The 20,238-nt window shown below is 72.3% G+C and carries 14 protein-coding genes and 1 pseudogene; 10 read left to right on the top strand and 5 right to left on the bottom strand.

Annotated elements, in window-relative coordinates:
• The first annotated feature begins 60 nt into the window (after positions 1 to 60).
• Positions 61 to 912: a formyltetrahydrofolate deformylase gene (gene purU, locus ACIDOCELLA78_RS000000106685; RefSeq protein ID WP_201728925.1), complete on the top strand. Its 852-nt coding sequence runs from the start codon at positions 61 to 63 to the stop codon at positions 910 to 912.
• A gap of 75 nt (positions 913 to 987) precedes the next feature.
• Entirely contained in the window at positions 988 to 1,665 is a 678-nt protein-coding gene (dnaQ, locus tag ACIDOCELLA78_RS000000106680; protein WP_201728924.1) for a DNA polymerase III subunit epsilon, read from the top strand.
• Between the two features lie 60 nt (positions 1,666 to 1,725).
• On the opposite strand, the gene ACIDOCELLA78_RS000000106675 is transcribed toward dnaQ, so the two are convergent.
• Positions 1,726 to 3,813: a S9 family peptidase gene (locus ACIDOCELLA78_RS000000106675; protein ID WP_201728923.1), complete on the bottom strand. Its 2,088-nt coding sequence runs from the start codon at positions 3,811 to 3,813 to the stop codon at positions 1,726 to 1,728.
• A 69-nt stretch (positions 3,814 to 3,882) separates the two neighbouring features.
• Positions 3,883 to 5,556, bottom strand: a complete 1,674-nt coding sequence (locus ACIDOCELLA78_RS000000106670; RefSeq protein ID WP_201728922.1) for a formate--tetrahydrofolate ligase — start codon at positions 5,554 to 5,556, stop codon at positions 3,883 to 3,885.
• Between the two features lie 143 nt (positions 5,557 to 5,699).
• On the opposite strand from ACIDOCELLA78_RS000000106670, the gene ACIDOCELLA78_RS000000106665 reads away from it, so the two are divergent.
• Positions 5,700 to 6,122: a hypothetical protein gene (locus ACIDOCELLA78_RS000000106665; RefSeq protein ID WP_201728921.1), complete on the top strand. Its 423-nt coding sequence runs from the start codon at positions 5,700 to 5,702 to the stop codon at positions 6,120 to 6,122.
• Between the two features lie 28 nt (positions 6,123 to 6,150).
• Positions 6,151 to 7,065: an agmatinase gene (speB, locus tag ACIDOCELLA78_RS000000106660; protein WP_201728920.1), complete on the top strand. Its 915-nt coding sequence runs from the start codon at positions 6,151 to 6,153 to the stop codon at positions 7,063 to 7,065.
• Between the two features lie 62 nt (positions 7,066 to 7,127).
• Here speB and ACIDOCELLA78_RS000000106655 read toward each other — a convergent pair whose 3' ends face one another.
• Complete coding sequence (locus ACIDOCELLA78_RS000000106655) at positions 7,128 to 7,937, bottom strand: tetratricopeptide repeat protein (RefSeq protein ID WP_201728919.1); 810 nt, start codon at positions 7,935 to 7,937, stop codon at positions 7,128 to 7,130.
• 159 nt (positions 7,938 to 8,096) lie between these two features.
• On the opposite strand from ACIDOCELLA78_RS000000106655, the gene ACIDOCELLA78_RS000000106650 reads away from it, so the two are divergent.
• Both ACIDOCELLA78_RS000000106650 and ACIDOCELLA78_RS000000106645 read left to right on the top strand, forming a co-directional pair.
• Complete coding sequence (locus ACIDOCELLA78_RS000000106650; protein ID WP_201728918.1) at positions 8,097 to 9,464, top strand: amidase; 1,368 nt, start codon at positions 8,097 to 8,099, stop codon at positions 9,462 to 9,464.
• 28 nt (positions 9,465 to 9,492) lie between these two features.
• Positions 9,493 to 10,668, top strand: a complete 1,176-nt coding sequence (locus ACIDOCELLA78_RS000000106645; protein WP_201728917.1) for a fumarylacetoacetate hydrolase family protein — start codon at positions 9,493 to 9,495, stop codon at positions 10,666 to 10,668.
• A gap of 33 nt (positions 10,669 to 10,701) precedes the next feature.
• Here the strand turns inward: ACIDOCELLA78_RS000000106645 and uppS are convergent.
• A pseudogene (gene uppS / locus ACIDOCELLA78_RS000000106640) lies at positions 10,702 to 11,486 on the bottom strand (polyprenyl diphosphate synthase).
• Between the two features lie 198 nt (positions 11,487 to 11,684).
• Between uppS and ACIDOCELLA78_RS000000106635 the strand changes: the two are divergent.
• The 4 genes from ACIDOCELLA78_RS000000106635 to ACIDOCELLA78_RS000000106620 are packed head-to-tail and all read left to right on the top strand — an operon-like array spanning position 11,685 to position 18,052.
• Complete coding sequence (locus ACIDOCELLA78_RS000000106635) at positions 11,685 to 12,614, top strand: dihydrodipicolinate synthase family protein (protein ID WP_201728916.1); 930 nt, start codon at positions 11,685 to 11,687, stop codon at positions 12,612 to 12,614.
• Positions 12,611 to 14,008: a TolC family protein gene (locus ACIDOCELLA78_RS000000106630; protein WP_201728915.1), complete on the top strand. Its 1,398-nt coding sequence runs from the start codon at positions 12,611 to 12,613 to the stop codon at positions 14,006 to 14,008. Before ACIDOCELLA78_RS000000106635 ends, ACIDOCELLA78_RS000000106630 begins: the two co-directional genes overlap by 4 nt.
• Positions 14,005 to 14,943 carry a hypothetical protein gene (locus tag ACIDOCELLA78_RS000000106625; RefSeq protein WP_249675994.1) on the top strand — a complete coding sequence of 313 codons (939 nt, stop codon included), beginning with the start codon at positions 14,005 to 14,007 and terminating at the stop codon, positions 14,941 to 14,943. Before ACIDOCELLA78_RS000000106630 ends, ACIDOCELLA78_RS000000106625 begins: the two co-directional genes overlap by 4 nt.
• Before the next feature lie 10 nt (positions 14,944 to 14,953).
• The gene (locus ACIDOCELLA78_RS000000106620) at positions 14,954 to 18,052 is read left to right on the top strand and encodes an efflux RND transporter permease subunit (RefSeq protein WP_201728914.1); all 3,099 of its coding nucleotides are present in this window, start codon (positions 14,954 to 14,956) and stop codon (positions 18,050 to 18,052) included.
• A 116-nt stretch (positions 18,053 to 18,168) separates the two neighbouring features.
• Here ACIDOCELLA78_RS000000106620 and ACIDOCELLA78_RS000000106615 read toward each other — a convergent pair whose 3' ends face one another.
• On the bottom strand, positions 18,169 to 20,178 hold the full coding sequence (locus ACIDOCELLA78_RS000000106615) for a phospholipase C (protein ID WP_249675991.1): 2,010 nt from the start codon (positions 20,176 to 20,178) through the stop codon (positions 18,169 to 18,171).
• Positions 20,179 to 20,238: the final 60 nt, after the last annotated feature.

Below are 20,238 nucleotides of genomic sequence, written 5' to 3'. Positions count from 1 at the left end.
GCGTGCCGGCGCCAAGGGCGGCCCGGCGGCGACCACCGCACTCCGGAGAGACCGAACCGCATGAGTTCCATCCTGACCCTTTCCTGCCGCAACCGGCCCGGCATTGTCGGCGCCGTCGGCCATTTCCTGCACGCGCACGGGCAGGACATCCGCGAGGCGCAGCAATTCGACGACCGGGCGAGCGGGCGCTTCTTCATGCGTGTGGTTTTCGCGCCGGTGGGCGACGCGCCTTCCTCCGGGCTGGAGGCGGAATTCGCCGCGGTGGGACGCGAATTCGGGATGGAGTGGGAAATCATTCCCAGCGGGCACCGGATGCGGACGATGATCCTGGTTTCGCGCTTCGATCACTGCCTGGTCGACCTGGTCTATCGCCAGCGGATCGGCGAGCTGCCGATGGACATTGTCGGCGTGATCGCCAACCATCCGCGCGAGAGCTACGCCCATCTCGATCTCGACGGGATTCCCTTCCACCATCTGCCGATCGCGCCGGACACCAAGATGGAGCAGGAGGCCGAGGTGTGGCGGCTGATGCGCGAGAGCGGCACCGAACTCGCCATCCTCGCGCGCTACATGCAGGTGCTGTCGGACGGGCTGGTGGCGAAGCTGGCCGGGCGCTGCATCAACATCCACCATTCCTTCCTGCCCGGCTTCAAGGGGGCGAAGCCCTATCATCAGGCCTATGCGCGCGGGGTGAAGCTGATCGGCGCGACGGCGCATTACGTCACCACCGCGCTCGACGAGGGGCCGATCATCGAGCAGGATGTCGAGCGCATCTCGCATGGCGACACGCCGGAGGCGCTGGTGCGCAAGGGGCGCGACATCGAGCGCCGGGTGCTGGCGCGCGCCGTGCTCGGGCATCTGGAGCGGCGGGTGTTCATCAGCGGCAGCAAGACGGTGGTGTTCGCCGGCTAGAGCACGTTCCGATCCTTTCGGATCGGATGTCGTGCTTCATCTTGTTGATGCTCTGGAGCCAAAAAGGGGGCGGCGATGTCGCGCGCGGTGCTGTTCGATACGGAAACGACGGGGCTGGAGCCGCTGGGCGGCGACCGGGTGATCGAGGTCGCGGCGATCGAGCTGTGGAACGACCTGCCGACGGGCAGGGTGTTTCACACGCTGATCGACCCCGAGCGCGACATTCCCGCCGAGGCGAGCCGGGTGCATGGCATGACCGGCGCGGATGTCGCCGGCAAGCCGAAATTCGCCGAGATCGCCGCCGAGTTGCTGGAGTTCTTCGCTGGAGATCCGCTGGTCGCGCATAACGCGCCGTTCGATTTCGGCTTTCTCGACGCCGAGTTCGCCCGCATCGGCCAGGCGGCGCTGGACCGGGCGCGGATGATCGACACGCTGGCGCTGGCCAAGCAGCGGTTTCCGGGCATGCCCAACTCGCTCGACGCGCTGTGCCGGCGCTTCGGCATCGACCTGTCCGCCCGCACCACGCATAACGCGCTGCTCGACTGCAAGCTGCTCGCGGAGGTTTACGTCGAGCTGACCGGCGGGCGGCAACGCGGGCTCGACCTCGCCGCCGAGAGCGCGATCCGGCTCGTGGAATATCGCAGCGAGGGGCCGCGCACGCCGCGCCCGATCGCGGTGAGTGCTGAGGAGATGGCGGCGCACGAGGCGTTCATCGACAAGCTGAAGGAGCCGGTCTGGCGGCTGGAGCGGTAGCCGATCCTTTCGGATCGGATGATGCTCTGAATCAGGCGGCGCCGATCGTCCCCGCGCGGCTCACGCCGCGACCGACCAGAGCGCGAAGGCGTAGTTCAGCGCGGTCTGTTTCAGCGCGTCGAACCGGCCGGCGGCGCCGGCATGGCCGGCCTCCATGTCGATTTTCAGCAGTGCCGGCGCGGGGCCGGTGGCAAGCGCGCGCAGCCGGGCGACGAATTTCGCCGGCTCCCAGTAGGTCACCCGCGGGTCGGACAGGCCGCCGGTGCACAGGATCGGCGGATAGGCGCGCGCCGCCAGATTGTCGTAGGGCGAGTAGGCGGCGATGGTGTCGTAGGCGGCGGGGTCGGTGATCGGGTTGCCCCATTCCGGCCATTCCGGCGGGGTGAGGGGCAGGGTATCGTCGGAGATGGTGTTCAGCACGTCGACGAAGGGCACCTCGGCGATCACCCCGGCCCAGAGATCCGGCCGCAGGGTGAAGGCGGCGCCGACCAGCAGCCCGCCGGCCGAGCCGCCCTGGGCGACGATGTTGCCGGCGCGCGCATAGCCGCCGCCGATCAGCGCCTCGGCGGCGGCGATGAAATCGGTGAAGCTGTTCATCTTGTGCGCGGCGCGGCCGCCGAGGAACCAGTTCCACCCCTTCTCGGTGCCGCCGCGGACATGGGCGATGGCGAAGATCCAGCCGCGATCGACCAGCGAGAGGATCGAGGTGCGGAACCACGGCTCCATCGGGATGCCATAGGCGCCGTAGCCATAGAGCAGCAGCGGAGCCGCGCCGTCCAGTGCCTGGAAGCGGCGCATCAGCACCGTCACCGGGACCGACGCGCCATCGGCCGCCATGGCGTCGATGCGCCGTGTTTCGTAGCGCGCGGGGTCGTGGCCGGAGGGGATGTCCTGGGTCTTGCGCAGGATCGCCGTGCGGGTGGCCAGATCGTAGTCGAAGGTCTGGCGCGGGGTGGTGGGCGAGGAATAGACGTAGCGGATCGTCCCGCTGTCGTATTCGAGGCCGGGCTCGGCGCGCAGCACATAGGCCGGCTCGTCCTGCGCGATCTCCCATGCGGCGCCGCCATCGCGCGGGGCGACGATGATGCGGGTGTTCGCCTCGATGCGTTCGAGCCGGACGATGTGGTGTTTCAGCGCGAAGGCGCCGACGAGGTAGCGGCCCGGCCGGTGCGGCACGAGGTCGCGCCAGTAGGCGCGGCCCGGGGCATCGAGCGGCGCCTCGACCAGCTTGAAATCCACCGCGCCGTCGGCATTGGTGCGGATGACCAGACGGTCGCCGGCGTCCTCGACATCGTAGCGCAGGCCCGGCTCGCGCGGGGCGATGAGCGCGGGCGGCGCGGTCGGGTCGTTGCCGGGGATGCGCCAGACCTCGCTGGAGTCCTGGTTGCCGGCGGAGACGAAAATGGAGCCGCCGGACAGGCTGGTCTCGACGCCGAGGAAGAAGCCGGGATCGGGCTCGGCATAGACCAGCGTGTCGCTGCCATCGGCGAGGGCGCGGCGGAACACCTTGGTCGGCCGGCCGTGATCGTCGCGGAACACCCAGAAGATGAAGCGCGCGCAGGGCGAGAAGGTGAAATCGCCGCTGCAGGATTCGATCGGCGGGGTCGTCTCGGCGCCGGTTTCGATCTCGCGGACATGGATGCAATAGACTTCCGACCCTTGCGTGTCTTCCGCCCAGGCGAGCAGGCGGTGATCGGCGCTATGCGCGACTGCCGGGGCGGAGAAGAAGGCGTGGCCCTTCGCGCGCGCCGGCAGGTCGAGCAGGATTTGTTCGGCACCGCCGGCACGCGGCGTGCGGGCAATGACCGGGTGCTCGGCGCCGGGATCGTAGCGGCGGTAATAGGCGTACGCGCCGTGCGGCGCGGGGACGGTGGAGTCGTCGTCGCGGATCCGGCCCTTCATTTCGGCGAGCAGCGTCGCCTGCAGGTCCCTGGTGCCGGCGAGCACGGCGTCGGTATAGGCGTTCTCGGCGAGGAGATGGGCGCGGATCTCGGGATCGAGGGCGGCGGGGTCGCGCAGCACCGCCTGCCAGTTGGCATCGCGCAGCCAGGCGTAGTCATCGGTCCGCACCCGGCCGAGCTGCTCGATGCGGACCGGCTTGCGCGTGGCGGCTGGCGGGGTGGGGTGGGGCGCGTTCTGCTCGTTCATGGGGGCGCTATGCTCTGGTTATCAACAAGATGGAGCACGACATCCGATCCTGATGGATCGGAACATGCTCTAGAAAAGCCCGTGGATCGCGCCATCGGGGTCGAGCCCGATCGCCTCGGCGGCGGGGATGCGCGGCAGGCCGGGCATGGTCATGATGTCGCCGGCGAGCGCGACCACGAAGCCGGCGCCGGCCGAGAGGCGGGCGTCGCGCACCGGCAGGGTGAAGCCGGTGGGCGCGCCGCGACGGTCGGGGTCGGCGGTGAAGCTGTATTGCGTCTTGGCGACGCAGACCGGCAGGTGGCCGTATCCCTGCGCCTCGAACCGGGCCAGGCGCTTGGCCGCCAGCGGCGACAGTTCGATGTCGTCGGCGCCGTAGATGCGCTGGGCGATGGTGCGCAGCTTGTGCGGCAGCTTCATGTCGTCCGGGTAGAGCGGCGCGAAGCGGGCGGATTTCGCCGCGATTGCCTCCATCACCGCCTGGGCGAGATCGGCCGCGCCGGCGCTGCCATCGGCCCAATGGGTGCAGAAGCAGACCCGCGCGCCGCCATCCTCGTCGAGGGCGGTGCGCAGGGCCTCGCGCTCGGCCTCGGTATCGGTGACGAAGCCGTTGATCGCGACGATCACCGGCAGGCCGAAGGCGCGCATGGCGGCGACGTGGCGGCGCAGATTGGCCGCACCGCGGGCGACCGCGCCGGGATTCTCGGCGCCGAGATCGGCCTTGGCCACGCCGGCATGCATTTTCAGCGCCCGGATCGTCGCGACGACGACGGCGCAGGAGGGGGCGAGCCCGGCCTGCCGGCACTTGATGTCGAGGAATTTCTCGCCGCCGAGATCGGCGCCGAACCCGGCCTCGGTCACCACGATGTCCGCCAGCTTGAGCGCGGTGCGGGTGGCGATGACCGAGTTGCAGCCATGGGCGATGTTGGCGAAGGGCCCGCCATGGACCAGCGCGGGCGTGCCTTCCAGCGTTTGTACCAGGTTGGGTTGCAGCGCGTCGCGCAGCAGGGCGGCCATCGCGCCCACCGCCTTGAGATCGGCCGGGGTGACGGCCGAGCCGTCCCGCCGCTCGGCGACGACGATGCGGGCGAGGCGGCGTTGCAGGTCGTCGAGATCGCGGGCGAGGCAGAAGATCGCCATCACCTCGGAGGCGACGGTGATGTCGAATTTCTGCTCGCGGGCGGCGCCGTTCGCGCCGTCGCCGAGGCCGAGAACGGTCTGGCGCAGCGCGCGGTCGTTCATGTCGATGGCGCGGCGGAAGGCGATCCGGCGGGGGTCGATGCCCAGCTCGTTGCCCCAGTAGACATGGTTGTCGAGCAGGGCGGCGAGCAGGTTGTTGGCGCTGGTGATGGCGTGGAAATCGCCGGTGAAATGCAGGTTGATCTCCTCCATCGGCCCGATCTGGGCGCGGCCGCCGCCGGTCGCCCCGCCCTTCTGGCCGAAGCATGGGCCGAGCGAGGGTTCGCGCAGCGCGATCATCGTGCGCGCGCCCGCGGCGCGCAGCGCATCGCCGAGGCCGATCGAGGTCGTCGTCTTGCCCTCGCCCGCCGGTGTCGGGCTGATGCCGGCGACGAGGACCAGCGCGCCGTCCGGCCGGTCTTCGAGCGAGCGGATGAAGCCGGCATCCACCTTGCCCTTGTGGCGGCCATAGGGGATGAGCGCCTCCGCCGGAATGCCGGCGGCGGCGGCGATGTCGCCGATCGGGCGCAGGCTTGCAGCGCGCGCGATGTCCAGATCCGAGGCCATGAACCCTCCCGTTTTGTAATCTTCAGTTATGTCCGCGCGGCGGGGGGCAGGCAAGGCTCCCGCCGCGCGCCGCGGCAAGGCTTTCACCCCGCGGCACGCGGCAAGGCTTGCGAGCAGGGGGCAGGCGCCGGTAAATAGCGGCCATGACATTGCCGTTCTCCCTGCCGGCCTGGATGCCGTCCTGGCTCGGGCTCGTGCTGCTGCTGGTCGGCCTGCTCTATGCGCTGGCGATGCTGGCCATGCCGTTCTCGGTGTTCGGCGTGAAATCGCGGCTGGAGGCGATCGAGGAGCAGCTTGAGCAGGTGCAGGAGGAGCTGCGCATCCTGACCATGCGCCTGCCCGAGCCGCTGCGCGGCGTCACGGTGGACGAGGGGCTCTACGATCCGCTGCCGCGCGCCGCCGCCGGCCAGGAGCGCGTGGCGCGCCGCCCGACCGCCGCCGCGCCGCCGCCCGAGACGGTGCGGCCGGCGCCGCGCGCGCCGATCGGGCGTGAGATTCCGCCGCCGCCGCGCGCCGCCGCGCCGCGCGGCACCCCGCCACGGCGGATCGAACCGCGGCTCGACTAGGCCGCGAGCCGGCTGCTAGCCTCCGCCCATGAGCCAGTTTCAGGGCGGCGACGCGCCGACATTCGCGACTTTTCCCACCTTTCTCGGAACCGGGCGCCGCGCGCCTGACGCGGCCCATGTGGTGGCGGGGATTCCGCTCGATCTCGGCGTGACCAACCGGGCCGGCGCGCGGTCCGGCCCGGCGGCCATCCGTGTCGCCTCGCGCATGCTGGCGGGGAACCATCATCCGCACTACCGCGTCATGGTCGATGAGATGGACCTTGCCGATGCCGGGGATTTCGCCATCGCCCTCGGCGACCTGAAGGAAAGCCTCGCGCTGATCGAGGCGCAGGCGGCGGGGATCGGCCATCTGATCGCGCTCGGCGGCGAGCACGGCATCACCCTGCCGCTGCTGCGCGCGCTGGCGACGGCGCGCGGCGGACCCGTCGGGCTCGTGCATTTCGACGCCCATGCCGATACCTGGGCGGAGAATTTCGGCCAGGCCTACAGCCACGGCTCGGTGTTCTACCACGCGCTGAGGGAGGGGCTGGTCGATCCGCGGCGGATGATCCAGATCGGCATCCGCTCGCCCCTGCTCAACGAGGCGCAGGACTGGACGCTGGCGCAGGGGGTGACGGTCCTTTCGGCGCAGGACGTGCACGAGCAGGGGGTGGAGCGCGTCGCCGAACGCATCCGCGCGGTGGCGGGGACGGGGGCGACCTATCTCAGCTTCGATATCGACTGCCTCGATCCCGCTTTCGCGCCGGGCACCGGCACGCCGGAAATCGGCGGGCTGGCGTCGTGGCAGGCGCAGGCGCTGCTGCGCCGGCTCGGCGGGATCGATTTCGTCGGCATGGATCTCGTCGAGGTCGCGCCGGCCCATGACGTCAGCGAGATCACCGCGCTCGCCGGGGCGACGATGGTGTGGGAGTATCTCGCGCTGCTCGCCTCCCAGGGGCGCTGAGGCGAAAGGCCCGGCATCGGGCGATGCCGGGCCTGGAAGGTCGGGCGTTCAGACGCGCGGGACTACCAGTTGTTGTCGGGGTCGAAATCGCCGCCGCCGGCATCGCCGCCGTCCCAGCCGGGATTGCCGAGCAGGCCGTCGTCACGATCCGGCGGCATGCCGCCCGGATCGCCGCCATTGGGGTCGATCATCGGCGCGCCGCCATGGCCGCCGGCCAGACCGTCGATGATGCGTTCGCCGGCGGCGAAGCCGGCGCCGGCGGCAAGGCCGGTCATCAGCGAGCTGCCGAGTCCGCCGCCGCCGAAGCCGCCGCCCATGCCGCCACCGGGTGCGCCATAGGGCGGGGCACCGTTCGGCGGCATGCCGCCGGGTCCATAGCCGGGCGCGCCGGGCCACGGGGCCTGCATCGCGCGGCGGCGGCTGTTGCCGAGCCAGCGGACCAGCAGGAACAGCACCACCAGCCCGCCGATCACCAGCACCGCCGGATGGATATGCGCGCCGCCGCGCACGGCGGCGGGCGCGGCCGGGGCGGCGGCGAGATGCGCCTTCAGCGCGGCGACGCGGCCGGGATCGGCGAAGGGCAGGCCGGGCGCGTAGGTTTCGGCGCGGGCGAGCGAGGCGCGCGCGGCGGCGATGCGGCCGGTCGCGTCCTCCGCCTCGGCCTTCAGATACCAGGCGACGCCGCTTTGCGGGTGGGCGCGCAGCGCGCCGCGCAGGTCGGCCAGCGCCGTGTCGGCATGGCCGCCGGCGATCAGCGCCTGGATTTGCTGCGGCGTGGGCGATGCGGCATGCGCCGGGGCGAGGGACAGGCCAGTGCCCGCGAACAGGAGCGCGGCGAGCAGGATGGTGCGAACGATCTTCAACCCCTTCATAGGGACCTCCGCGGGCCGGTGGTGATGGAGGAGATGCGCCAGCCCGTATGGCCGATATAGGCAAAGGCGGCGGCGAATCACAGATCCGTGCGCCGGCTCTCGACAGCGCCGCGGCGGGCGGCGAGACTGGCGCCGACCCGCAGAGGAGAGCCGACCCCGATGACCGACCACGCGCCAGCCCCGCCCACGCTCGACACGCTCGCCCGCGACCTCGCGGCGGGGCGCACCACCGCTGCCGCCCTGGTCGAGGACTGCCTCGCCGCGATCGCCGATCCGGCGGGGGACGGGGCGCTGGCGTTCATTTCGGTCGATGCGGCGGGGGCGCGGGCGGCGGCTTCGGCGTTCGACGCGATGCGCGGCACCGGCATGGCGCCCTCGCCCTGGGCCGGCATCCCGATCGCGGTGAAGGACCTGTTCGACGTCGAAGGCCAGGAGACCCGCGCCGGCTCGAAGGTGCTGGCCGGAAGCGGGCCGGCGGCGCGGGATGCGCCGGCCATCGCCCGGCTGCGGCGGATGGGGTTCGTGCCGATCGGCCGCACCAACATGACCGAGTTCGCCTATTCCGGCATCGGCACCAACCCGCATCACGGCACGCCGTCGGCGCGCTGGCGGCGCGAGGGGAAGCGGATTCCGGGCGGCTCGTCCTCGGGCTCGGCGGTCGCGGTGGCGGCGGGGATGGCGCATGCCGGCATCGGCACCGATACTGGCGGGTCGTGCCGGATTCCGGCCGTGTTCAACGATCTCGTCGGGTTCAAGCCGACGGCGCGGCGGATTCCGCGCGAGGGGGTGGTGCCGCTGTCCTCCTCGCTCGATTCGGTGGGGCCGCTGGCGCGCTCGGTGGGCTGCTGCGCGCTGCTCGATTCGATCATGGCGGGCGCGCCGGAGGCCCCGCCGGCGCCGGCGTCGTTGGCCGGGCTGCGGCTCGCTGTGCCGGGCGATGTCGCGCTCGATGCGCTGGACGATGTGGTCGCCGCCGGGTTCGACGCGGCGCTGCGCCGGCTTTCGGCGGCCGGGGCGCGGATCGAGACCATCGCGATGCCGGAATTCGCCGAGGTCGCGACGCTGAATGCGCGCGGCGGGCTGACGGCGGCCGAAAGCCATGCCTGGCACCGCGCGCTGCTGGAGCGCGGGGCGGATGCGTATGACCCGAGGGTGCTGGCGCGGCTGCGCCGGGGGGCGGAGCTTTCGGCGGCGGATTACATCGACCTGCTTTCCGGCCGCGCCGATCTGGTGGCGCGGGCGCGGGCGCGGCTCGCCCCGCATGACGCGCTGCTGATGCCGACCGTCGCCATCCTGCCGCCGACGATCGCGGAGATGGACGACGATGCGGCCTTCACCGCCGCCAATCTGCGGGTGTTGCGCAACCCGACGCTGATCAACATGATCGATGGCTGCGCGATCTCGCTGCCGCTCAACGCGCCGGGTGAGGCGCCGGTGGGGCTGATGGTCTGCGGCGCGGCGGAGACCGACCGGCGGATTTTCGCCATCGCCGCCGCGATCGAGGCGCTCGGCCTGAACCAGCAATAAGACGGGAACCATGGGGGAGATGACGAGGATGACCGACGCGATCCGTGTGGATGACGTGCTGCCCGAGGATGCCGGGCGGGCGACCCTTGCCGGCCGCGCCTTTCTGCCCGGCGCGGGGCCGGTGGTGGTGGCGGTGCGCGGCGCCGAGCTGGTCGACATCACCAGCCGCGCGGTGCCGACCGCCTCGGCGCTGTTCGCGCTCGACGATCCCGCCGGGCACGCAAGCGCCGCGGCGGGGCGGACGATCGGGCGGGTGGATGAAATTCTCGCCAACAGCGACGAGGCGCGGCGCGATCCGTCACGCCCCTGGTTGCTCGCGCCGGTTGATTTGCAGGCGGTCAAGGCGGCGGGGGTGACGTTCGTGGTCAGCCTGCTGGAGCGGGTGATCGAGGAACAGGCGCGCGGCGCGCCGGAGAAGGCGCGGGAGATCCGCGCCGATCTCGACCGGCTGATCGGCGCCGACCTGCGCGCGCTGCGCCCTGGCTCGGCGCAGGCGATGGCGGTGAAGGCGGCGCTGATCGAGCGCGGCCTGTGGTCGCAATATCTGGAGGTCGGCATCGGGCCGGACGCCGAGATCTTTACCAAGGGCCAGCCGATGAGCGCGGTGGGGTTCGGCGCGCATGTCGGCGTCCATCCGCGTTCCACGTGGAACAATCCGGAGCCGGAGGTCGTCGTCGCGGTGTCGCCAGCGGGGCGGATCGTGGGGGCGGCGCTCGGCAACGACGTCAATCTGCGCGATTTCGAGGGCCGCTCGGCGCTGCTGCTCGGCAAGGCGAAGGACAACAACGCGAGCTGTGGCCTCGGCCCGTTCGTGCGGCTGTTCGATGACGGGTTCACGATCGAGGATGTCCGCCGCGCCCGGCTCGACCTGACGGTGGAGGGGGCGGACGGGTTCCGGCTCGAGGGGATGAGCTCGATGACCGAGATCAGCCGCGACCCGGTCGAGCTGGTCGAGGCCGCCGCCGGGCCGCATCACCAGTATCCGGACGGGTTCGTGCTGATGCTGGGGACGATGTTCGCGCCGATCCAGGACCGCGACCGGCCGGGCGAGGGCTTCACCCACAAGGATGGCGATCTCGTCACCATCGCCTCTTCCCGGCTGGGGCGGCTGCGCAACCGGGTGCGGCCGTGCCCGGACTGCGCCCCCTGGAGCTTCGGCGCGCTTGAGCTGATGCGCAGCCTCGCCGCCCGCGGGCTGCTCTGATCGGCGCCAGGCGGCCGGTTCAGCGCGGCCGGTTCAGCGGCCGAAGCGGCGGTCGCGGCGCTGGAAGGCGCGGATCGCCCGCAGGTAGTCGATCCGGCGGAAGGCGGGCCAGGTGGCGTCGCAGAAATGCAGCTCGCTGTGAACGCTCTGCCAGAGCATGAAGCCGGAGAGGCGGATCTCGCCGCTGGTGCGGATGATGAGGTCGGGGTCGGGCATGCCGGCGAGGTAGAGATGGCGGCGGATCGCCTCCGGGCTCACGGCGGCGGCGGCCTCGGCGCAGCCCATCCCGGCGGCGGCGCATTCGGCGAGCAGGGCGCGCACCGCGTCGGCGATTTCCTCCCGCCCGCCATAGCCGATGGCGAGGGTGACCGTCATGCCGTCATTGCCGCTGGTCGCATCCTCGGCGGCGTCGATCGCTTCGAGCAGGGCGGGGGCAGGATGTCGCGCCGGCCGATCGCGGCGAGGCGGACGCCGCGGCGGCTGATGTGCGGATCGGCGACGAGGGCGCGCATCTTGGCCTCGACGGCGCCGAGAATGCCGCCCACCTCGGCCTCCGGCCGGCCGAGATTGGCCGGGGAGAACACCCAGAGCGTGATCATCGGAATGCCCAGCTCGGCGCTCCAGGCGAGGATTTCGTCGAGCTTGGCCGCACCCCGGCGATAGATCTCGCCGGGATCGTTCAGCCCGGCGCGGCGGGCGTGGCGGCGGTTGCCATCGAGGATGATGCCGACATGGCGCGGCAGCGCGCCGGCGGCGACCTCGCGGGTGAGCCGCGCCTCGTACAGCCGGTAGACAAGGCCCCAGCCGAGCCGCCGCATCGCCCCGGTCAGCCTGGCGCGGCGGCGGGCGGATGGCCCCGGCGCTCCGGCCCGATCGTCTGACATGCGGGGTTTGTGGGCCGGGCGGGGGCGGAATGCAAGCGCTCGGGACGGCACCGCAACGAAACGCCCGGCCCGGCGGTTGACATTTCCGGCGGGAGCGGGAAGCTGCCGCGACCTTCACGCACAGGATCGACCATGACCGGGATGCAGACCAGGCCGCGCCACCAGGGCGTCTTTCCCGTGGTGCCGACGATTTTCGACGCGGCCGGCCGGCTCGATCTCGAAGGCCAGTGCCGCGCGGTGGATTTCATGATCGACGCCGGCGCGGACGGGTTGTGCCTGCTCGCCAATTTCTCCGAGCAGTTCGTCCTCGCCGACGAGGAGCGCGAGATCCTGATGCGGCGGATGCTCGAACATGTCGCCGGACGGGTGCCGGTGATCGTGACGACGAGCCATTTCAGCACCGATCTCTGCATCGAGCGCAGCCGCCGCGCCGAGGCGATGGGGGCGGCGATGGTGATGGTGATGCCGCCCTATCATGGCGCGACCATCCGCGTCGGCGCCGCCGGGTTGTGGGAATTCTTCCAGCGCCTGTCGGATGCGATCCGGATTCCGGTGATGATCCAGGACGCGCCGGTGGCCGGCACGCCGCTGCCGGCCGAGCTGCTCGCCGAGATGGCGCGCGAGATCGCGCAGATCGCCTATTTCAAGATCGAGACGCCGCAGGCGGCGGCGAAGCTGCGCCGGCTGATCGAGCTGGGCGGCGCCGCGATCGAGGGGCCGTGGGACGGTGAGGAGGCGATCACCCTGCTCGCCGATCTCGACGCGGGGGCCACCGGGGCGATGACCGGGGGCGGCTATCCCGACCTGATCGGCCCGATCGTGCATGCCTATCTGGCCGGGCGGCGCGGCGAGGCGGTGGCCGGCTACGAGCGCATCCTGCCGCTGATCAATTACGAGAACCGCCAGTGCGGGCTGATCGCGGCGAAGGCGCTGATGCGCGAGGGCGGGGTGATCCGCAGCGAGGCGGTGCGCCATCCGCTGGCAGCGCTGCACCCGGCGACGCGCGAGGGGCTGCTGGAGGTCGCCCGCCGGCTCGATCCGCTGGTGTTGCGTTGGGGGTGAAGGCCGGGGCGGCTTCGCGCCCGGCTGGCGGTTGTGCGGGTGGCGGGCGGTGGCGCGGGCTTGCCGGGGCGGCGCTGCTGCTCGCGCTGGCGGGCTGCGCGCCCTATCGTCCGGCGCCGATCGACCCGGCGGTGACGGCGACGGCGCTGACCGCGCGGCGGCTGGACCAGACGGGGCTGCTGCGCTTTCTCCGCGCCATGGGCGCGCGGCCGGAGCGCGGGTTCGGGCTGCGGGCGCTGACGCTGGTCGCGGTTTATGAACGCCCGGCGCTGAAGCTCGCCACCGCCGAGGCCGGCGCGGCCGCGGCGGGCGTGGTGCTGGCGCGGCAGGTGCCGAACCCGACCCTGTCGCTGTCGCCGACTCTCAACGCGACGCAGGCCAGCCCCTCGCCGATCCGGATCGGGCCCGCAATCAGCTTTCTGGTGGCGAATTTCGGCGCCCGGCAGGCCGGCATCGCCGCCGCCGAGGCGCGGGTGGCCGCCGCGCGCGACATGATCGCCGCCACCGCCTGGCAGGAGCGCGGCGCGGTGCGCGCGGCGCTGCTCGCCCTGTTCATCGATCGCCGCGCCCTGCGGCTCAGCCGGCGGCTGGCCGGTGCGGCGGGGGAGATCGAGACGGTGATCGCCGGGCGGGCGGCGCGCGGGATGTTGGCGGCGAGCGCTCTCGCCGGCGCCGCGCAGGCGGCGGACCAGGCGCGGCTCGCGGTGGCGCGGGACGAGGCGCGTCTTGACGCCGACCGCGCCCGGCTCGCCGCCGCGATCGGCATGCCGGCGGCGGCGCTGCGCCATGCGCGCCTGTCCTTCGCCGCCTTCGCCCATCCGGTCGCGCCGCGCGATCTGCCGGCGCTGGTCCGTCGCGCGCTGATCGCGCGGCCCGAGATCGAAGCCGCGCTGGCCCGCTATCGCGCCGCCGACGCCGCGCTGCGCCAGGCGGTGGACAGCCGCTTCCCCGGGCTGCGGATCGGGCCGGGGTATGAATACGACCAGGGGGACAACAAGTTCGCGCTCTCGCTGTCGCTGCCGCTGCCGGTGTTCAACCAGCACCAGGGGCAGATCGCGGTGGCGCGGGCGCGGCGCCGCGTGGCCGCCGCCGCGTTCGAGCGGGCGCAGGCGCGGGCGCTGGGGCGGATCGACGCCGCCGCCGCCGTGTGGCGGGGCAGCCGCGCGGTGCTGCGGGCGGCGCGGCGGCTGGAGGCGGTGGCCGAGCGGCGGGCGGCGCAGGCGGCGGCGGCCTATCGGCTCGGCGCCACCGGGCGGCTGCGGCTGGTCGAGGCGCGGCGCGCGGCGCTGCTCGCCCGCAGCCAGCGCCTTGCCGCCGAGGCGGCGGCGCTGCGCGCCCTCGCCGGGCTTGGCGATGCGCTGGAGATGCCGGTTTTCAGGGAGACGCCCGCATGAGGCAGGGACGATATCGCGCGGCGGTGGCGTTGGCGGCGGCGTTGGCGGCGGCGCTGCTGCCGCCGCTGGCCGGCGGCGCCGCGCGCGCGGCGGGTGTGACGGTCGGCAAGGCGACGCTGGCGAGCGGGCTGATCGGCACGATGACGCCGAAGCTGCGCACCGAGGCGCCGCAGCTTCATGCCGAGGGGCGGGTGCTCGACCCGGCCCCGGCGATCGCCCTGCACGGCCGGATCGTGGCGGCGCAGGTGGCGGCGACGCTGGATGCCGCCACGCTCGCGCGCACCCGCAGCCTCTATCATGCGGCGGGCAATGTGTCGCGGGCCAGTCTCGAACAGGCCGAGGCGGCGGCGCGCGGCAGTGCCGCGCGGCTCGCGACCTTGCGGGCGGAGGCGATCGCGCGGTTTGGCGTGAAGCTCGGCCGCGCCATCGCGCAGGATGGGCCCGCGTTCCGCGCCATCGCCGCCGGCGGCGCGCTGGTGCTGGCGGTGCGGGCGGGGCCCGCGCTGAAGCCGGCGCCCGCCCGCGCCACGGCGCGGCTGCCCGACGGGACGGCGGCGGCGCTGCGGGCCATCGGGCCGGCGGGGGTTCTGCCGCCGGGGCTGGTGGGCCAGGCGCTGCTGTTCACCGGCCCGTCGCTGCCGGTGGGCACGCCGCTCGACGTGTCGCTGCCGGCGGGGCGGAAGATCGCGGGATATGACGTGCCGGCGGCCGCGCTGGTCTGGCATCGCGGCCGGGCCTTCGTGTTCGTGCGGACGGCGCCGGGGCGGTTCGCCGCGATCGCGGTCGGCGGCGCGTCATCGGCGGCGGCCGGCGGTGCTGCCACGCGGTTCGTGCCGGCGCAGGCGCTGCCGCCCGCGCCGGCGATCGTCGTTCGCGGCGCCGGGCTGCTGAATTCGATGCTGGCCGGCGGTGGCGATGCCGCCGATCAGGATTGAGACAGCCCGCATGCTCCCCGCCATCGTCCGCATCGCGCTGCGCTATCGTCTCGTCGTCGTGCTCGTGGTCGCGGGGCTCGCCGCGATCCAGATCGCGCGGCTGCCGGGGGCGCGGTATGACGTGTTTCCCGAATTCACCGCGCCGACCGTTCTGATCGAGTCGGCGACGCCGGGGTTCAGCGCGGTGCAGACCGAGCAGCTGGTGACCGACCGGCTGGAGCGGCGGCTGACCGGCCTGCCGGGCCTCGCGCGGATGCGCTCGACCTCGGAGGCCGGGCTGTCGGTGGTGCATCTGGTGTTTCACGGCGGCACCGACCCCTATGCCGACCGCCAGCGCGTCGCCGGGCGGCTCGCCGAGCTGGGCGCGATCCTGCCCGCCGGGGTCGTGCCGCGTCTCGCGCCGATGCAGTCCTCGACCGGGACGGCGCTGGAGATCGGGCTGTATCCGCGGGCCGGCATGTCGCTCGAACGGCTGACGGCGATCGCCGAGACCGAGCTGCGCCCGGCGCTGCTGGCGGTGCCGGGGGTGGCGAAGATCGTGATATTCGGCGCCCGGCCGCCGCAATTCGACATCGCGCTGCGGCCGGGGCGGCTGCTGGCGACCGGATTCACCGCCGCCGACGTGGCGCGGGCGGCGCATGCGGCGAGTGCGGTGATCGGCGCCGGGTTCATCGATACCGGCGCGCAGCGCCTGGTGCTGGCGCCGGAAGGCCAGGCGCGCGACGCGGCGGCGCTGGCGCAGAGCTGGCTCGGGACGCGGGGCGGCCTGCCGGTGAGCATCGGCGATGTCGCCCGGGTGCGGGTCGGCGCGCCGCCGGGCTTCGGGGCGGCGCTGATTCATGACCGGCCGGGGCTGCTGCTGCTGGTCTCATCGCTCTACGGCGCCAACACGCTGAAGGTCGCCGACCAGGCGGGGCGGGTGGTGGCCCGGCTCACGCCGGGGCTGCTGGCGCAGGGCGTCGGCGTCGATCCGCGCGCCTTCACCCCGGCGGCGTTCATCCGCATCGCGCTGCTCGATCTCGGCCATGTGCTGCTGATCGGCGCGGGGCTGATCCTGCTGGTGCTGCTCGCCGCCCTGCGCGACTGGCGGGCGGCGCTGATCTCGTTCATCGCCATTCCGGTTTCGCTGCTGGCGGCGGTGGGGGTGATCACGGCGCTCGGCGTCACGCTCAACACCATGGCGCTGGCGGGGCTGGCGATCGCGCTCGGCGAGCTGGTGGACGACGCGGTGGTGGATGTCGAGAACATCACCCGGCGGCTGCGGGAGAACCGGGCGCGGGCGGCGCCGGAGCCGATGCTGCCCGTCATCCTGCGCGCCTCGCTGGAGGTGCGCAGCGCGATCGTCTTCGCCAGCGCCGCGGTGATCGCCGCCTTCACCCCGGTGATCATGCTCGGCGGCGTGGCCGGGCGGCTCTTCGCGCCGCTCGGTATCGCCTATATTGCGGCGATCGCCGCCTCGCTCGCGGTGGCGCTGGTGGTGACGCCGGCGCTGGCGGCGCTGCTGCTCGGGCGCGGCGGCGGGCGGGCGCGGACCCCGCCGATCGTGCTGCTGCAACCGGCCTATCAGCGGCTGCTGGCCGGGCTGGAGCGCGCGGGCGGGATGGCGGCGGCGCTGGCGCTGGTGGCCGTGCTGGCGGCCGCGGCGAGCGTGCCGCTGCTCCAGGCGCGCTTCCTGCCGCGGTTTCGCGAGAACGACGTGATCGTTCACTATCTCGCCGCCCCCGGCATGTCGGTCGATGCGATGCTGGCGATCGGCCGGCAGGTGGTCGGCACGATCGACCGCCTGCCCGAGGTGGCCAACGCGGTGATGCATATCGGCCGCGCCTCGATGAGCAACGGCCATGCCGGGGTGAACAAGGCCGAGATCGACATCACGCTGAGCCGGCGCGGGAACCGGCACGCGGCGCGCTCGGCGCGGCGAATCCTCGATGCGGTGCGCGGCATCGAGGGCCTGTCGTGGTGGAGCCGGACATTCCTCTCCGAGCGAATTGATGAAAGCGTGTCCGGCGATACCGCGCCGGTGACGGTGGCGGTGTTCGGGCCGGATCTCGCGCGGATCGACGCGGCGGCGCGGCGCATCGCCGCCGTGGCGCGGCGCCTGCCCGGCGTGAGCGCCGCAGCACCGGTGGCGAGCGCCGCCGAGCCGACCCTCGCCATCACGCTCGACCGCGCGGCGATGCTGCGCTTCGGCGTCAGCGCGCGGGCGGCGCTCGACGCGCTGCGGCTGGCCTATGCGGGGCAGATTGTCGGGCATGTCTATCTCGGCACGCTGGTTCAGCCGGTGGTGGTGACGCTGCCGCGCGCGCTGCGCCGGGCGCCGGACGGGGTGGGCGACCTGCCGGTGGCGGCGGCGGGCGGCCGGGTGGTGACGCTAGGGATGATCGCGGCGATCCGGCAGACGCGCTCGCCGGCGCAGATCCTGCACGAGGAGGGACGGCGGGTGCAGGTCGTCGCGGTGCAGACCCGGCACGGCGGGGCGGCCGCGGCGATCGCGGCGCTGCGCCGGCGGCTCGGGCGGATGCGGCTGGGGGCGGGCGTTTACGTGGAGTATGGCGGCACGGCGGTGGCCGGCGGGGCGGCGCGGCGCGCGCTCATCGCCGATGCGGGGATCGCGCTCGCGGTCATTCTCGCGCTGATCGCGCTGGCGCTGCGCGACGCGCGGGCGGTGGCGCTGGTGGTGGGCATCCTGCCGGTCGCCTTCGCCGGCGGGGTGGCGACGGTGTGGATTTTTCTCGCCGGCCATCTCGGCCTCGGCGCGATGGTGGGGCTGGCGACGCTGTTCGGCCTGACGCTGCGCAACGGGCTGCTGTTGCTGATCCACATGCGCCGGCTGGCGACCGAGGAGGGGCTGGCGTGGTCGGCGGCGACGGCGCGGATGGCGGCGGCGGACCGGCTGCCGGCGATCGTGATCACCGCCATCGTCACCGCGCTGGGGCTGCTGCCGCTCGCCATCGCCTCCGGCTCGCCGGGCGATGCGATCGAGGGGCCGATGGCGATCGTGATCCTGGGCGGGCTGCTGACGGCGACGCTGCTGTCGTTGTTCGTGCTGCCGGTGCTCGCGCCGCGCCTCGCCCGGTTTCGCCCGCGCCGGGACGACGGGCTGGGCTGACGCCCCGATATGCGGCGGCTTCCCGCGGGCAAGAAAAATCCCGGCGCATGGGGATGCGCCGGGATGTCTGGCCCCTGGCGCATATGGATGCGCCGGGATTGCTGGCCTTGGCGTGATCAGGGAGTCGGGTTGGTGCTCGGCAGCGGGTTGAAGTCGGCCGGGATCGTGGTGGCGATGCCCTTGGCGACGTCGGTCGGCACGATGTGGTCGGCCCGGCAGCCATTGCCGCCATAGTGCGGCAGCGACATGATCACCTTGTTGGGGATCATCGCGTAGCTGGCCGGCAGCGGCGCCGCCCGGCCGGTGAGGCGGGCCGGATCGAAAGCGCCCATCAGGTCGCCGACATAGGGGGTCAGCGCGTCGGACGGGCCGATATTCGCCTCGCCGAACTCGCTCTCGCCATCGGCGCGGCCCTTCAGCTCATCCGGCAGCAAGGCGAGCGGCGTCAGGCCGAACACCTCGTCGACGAACTTCACCACCGAGGACTGGCTGCCGTCCTGGTGATCGACCTGATGCGTCTTCGCATAGGGCGAGATCAGGATCATCGGCACGCGCGGGCCGAACTTGAAGACCTCCTTGTCCGGGCCGTTGACGATGACCGGCGGCGGCACATGGTCGTAATCGCCCTCGGAATCGTCCCAGGTGATGATGATCGCGGCGTGCTTCCAGTATTTGCTGCTGGCGATCGCGTTCACCGCCTTGGCCACCATCGCCTCGCTGATCTGCGCATCCGAGTAGGCGGGGTGGTCGTCATCGCCGAGGAAGTTGGTCTGCGCCTTGGCGACCGGGTTGACCGGCTTCAGGCCGAAGATGTTCTGAAATCCGCCCTTGACGTAGAACACGCCGCCGGCGGCCGGCAGGGTGCCGCCCTTGAGCGCCGTGAACAGGTCGCCGAGCCCGTGCAGGTTGGCGCGCTCGTCGGGGTTGTTGGCGACATAGCCGAAATATTGCGGGCCGTTATGGTGGGTGATGTAGGAGGCGTGGGTGCCGTTGGCATCGACCGGGTTGGCCGGGTCGGTCGGCTCGTGGTCGTAGCCTTCCTCGTACCAGCCCCAGTTGACCTGCTTGTGGCCGGACTGGGTGAGGTAGGCGATGTCGTCGTTGATGTCGGCGAGGTCGCCGGCGGCGTCGCTGTCGTGCTGCGTGATCGCGGCGGCGTTGCGGCCCATCGTGTTGATCGCGATGGAGGCGTAGGTCTGGTTGAGCTGCACGCCGTAGGTGAAGGCGGAGCCGCCGAAATCGCCCGGATTGACCGGCACGTTGGCGTTCTTGCTGGGGTCGAGCGGCGAGCCCCAGAAGGGATCGTTGTCGTCCATCACCGGCTCGCCGGCGCCGGATTCGCTCACCTTGAGGCCGTACGGGTTGGTCGCGGTCGGCCCGGTCGTCGGGTCGAAGGTGTTGAACGCCTCGTTCGGGTGCAGTGCCCACTGGGTCAGGCCGGTCTGGGCGGCGAAGATCGACAGGTTGCCCGGCGTCGAGGGGCCGGTGATGTTCTGGAAGACATGGTCGAACAACACGAAGCGGCTGGCGTAGCGCCACAGGAAGGGCACCGTTTCGCAATCCTCGTAGGCCATCGCGAGTTCGCCGAACTGCTTCGCCTTGAGCGAGGGATTGCCGGACGGCGAGTATTTCAGCTCCTCGGTGACGGCGAACTTGTCCATCAGCGGCTTGCCGGCGACGACATCCATCTTGGCGGCGATGCGGGCGTGGGAATGGTCGATGTCGTCGGTATCCCAGGCATATTGCTTCGGCCCGATGCGGAAGGGCGAGATCGTCGTCGTGCTGCCATCGGTGTTGACCAGCTCCTGCACGAAGCCGGGGGTCTTGGCGGCCGGCTGCGAATAGAGCCCGTCCGCGCCGGGGAAGGTGCCGAAATAGGAGTCGAACGAGCGGTTCTCCTGATACAGCACGAAGACGTATTTGATCTTCTGGCGCACGAGCTGGACGAGCTGCGCGTGGGTGAGATGGAAGCGGTGGTGCCGGTGTTCGCCGTGTTCGCCCTGCTCCCAGCCGCCATTGTGCCAGGCCTCGCGGTCCATCAGCCCGGCGACGAAGGCATGGGCGTCGTCCGGACGGTTGAAGGCAAGGCGCCCATCCTGCTCGGCCAGCGCCGGTTGAATGGTCATGCTCAGCGCGCAGAGCGCTGAACAAGCCATTGCCAAAGCTCGTCTCATGATTGTCTCCAA

The sequence above is a fragment of the Acidocella sp. C78 genome, from assembly GCF_907164655.1.
This window is presented reverse-complemented; position numbering and strand designations above follow the sequence as displayed.

Excerpts from the sequence above, each read along its gene's own strand:
- ACIDOCELLA78_RS000000106650 (WP_201728918.1), top strand. The coding sequence starts at position 8,097 with ATGACCGACCACGCGCCAGCCCCGCCCACGCTCGACACGCTCGCCCGC.
- ACIDOCELLA78_RS000000106665 (WP_201728921.1), top strand. The coding sequence starts at position 5,700 with ATGACATTGCCGTTCTCCCTGCCGGCCTGGATGCCGTCCTGGCTCGGG.
- ACIDOCELLA78_RS000000106645 (WP_201728917.1), top strand. The coding sequence starts at position 9,493 with ATGACCGACGCGATCCGTGTGGATGACGTGCTGCCCGAGGATGCCGGG.
- ACIDOCELLA78_RS000000106670 (WP_201728922.1), bottom strand. The coding sequence starts at position 5,556 with ATGGCCTCGGATCTGGACATCGCGCGCGCTGCAAGCCTGCGCCCGATC.
- ACIDOCELLA78_RS000000106655 (WP_201728919.1), bottom strand. The coding sequence starts at position 7,937 with ATGAAGGGGTTGAAGATCGTTCGCACCATCCTGCTCGCCGCGCTCCTG.
- ACIDOCELLA78_RS000000106625 (WP_249675994.1), top strand. The coding sequence starts at position 14,005 with ATGAGGCAGGGACGATATCGCGCGGCGGTGGCGTTGGCGGCGGCGTTG.
- ACIDOCELLA78_RS000000106620 (WP_201728914.1), top strand. The coding sequence starts at position 14,954 with ATGCTCCCCGCCATCGTCCGCATCGCGCTGCGCTATCGTCTCGTCGTC.
- purU (WP_201728925.1), top strand. The coding sequence starts at position 61 with ATGAGTTCCATCCTGACCCTTTCCTGCCGCAACCGGCCCGGCATTGTC.
- ACIDOCELLA78_RS000000106675 (WP_201728923.1), bottom strand. The coding sequence starts at position 3,813 with ATGAACGAGCAGAACGCGCCCCACCCCACCCCGCCAGCCGCCACGCGC.
- speB (WP_201728920.1), top strand. The coding sequence starts at position 6,151 with ATGAGCCAGTTTCAGGGCGGCGACGCGCCGACATTCGCGACTTTTCCC.
- ACIDOCELLA78_RS000000106615 (WP_249675991.1), bottom strand. The coding sequence starts at position 20,178 with ATGACCATTCAACCGGCGCTGGCCGAGCAGGATGGGCGCCTTGCCTTC.
- dnaQ (WP_201728924.1), top strand. The coding sequence starts at position 988 with ATGTCGCGCGCGGTGCTGTTCGATACGGAAACGACGGGGCTGGAGCCG.
- ACIDOCELLA78_RS000000106635 (WP_201728916.1), top strand. The coding sequence starts at position 11,685 with ATGACCGGGATGCAGACCAGGCCGCGCCACCAGGGCGTCTTTCCCGTG.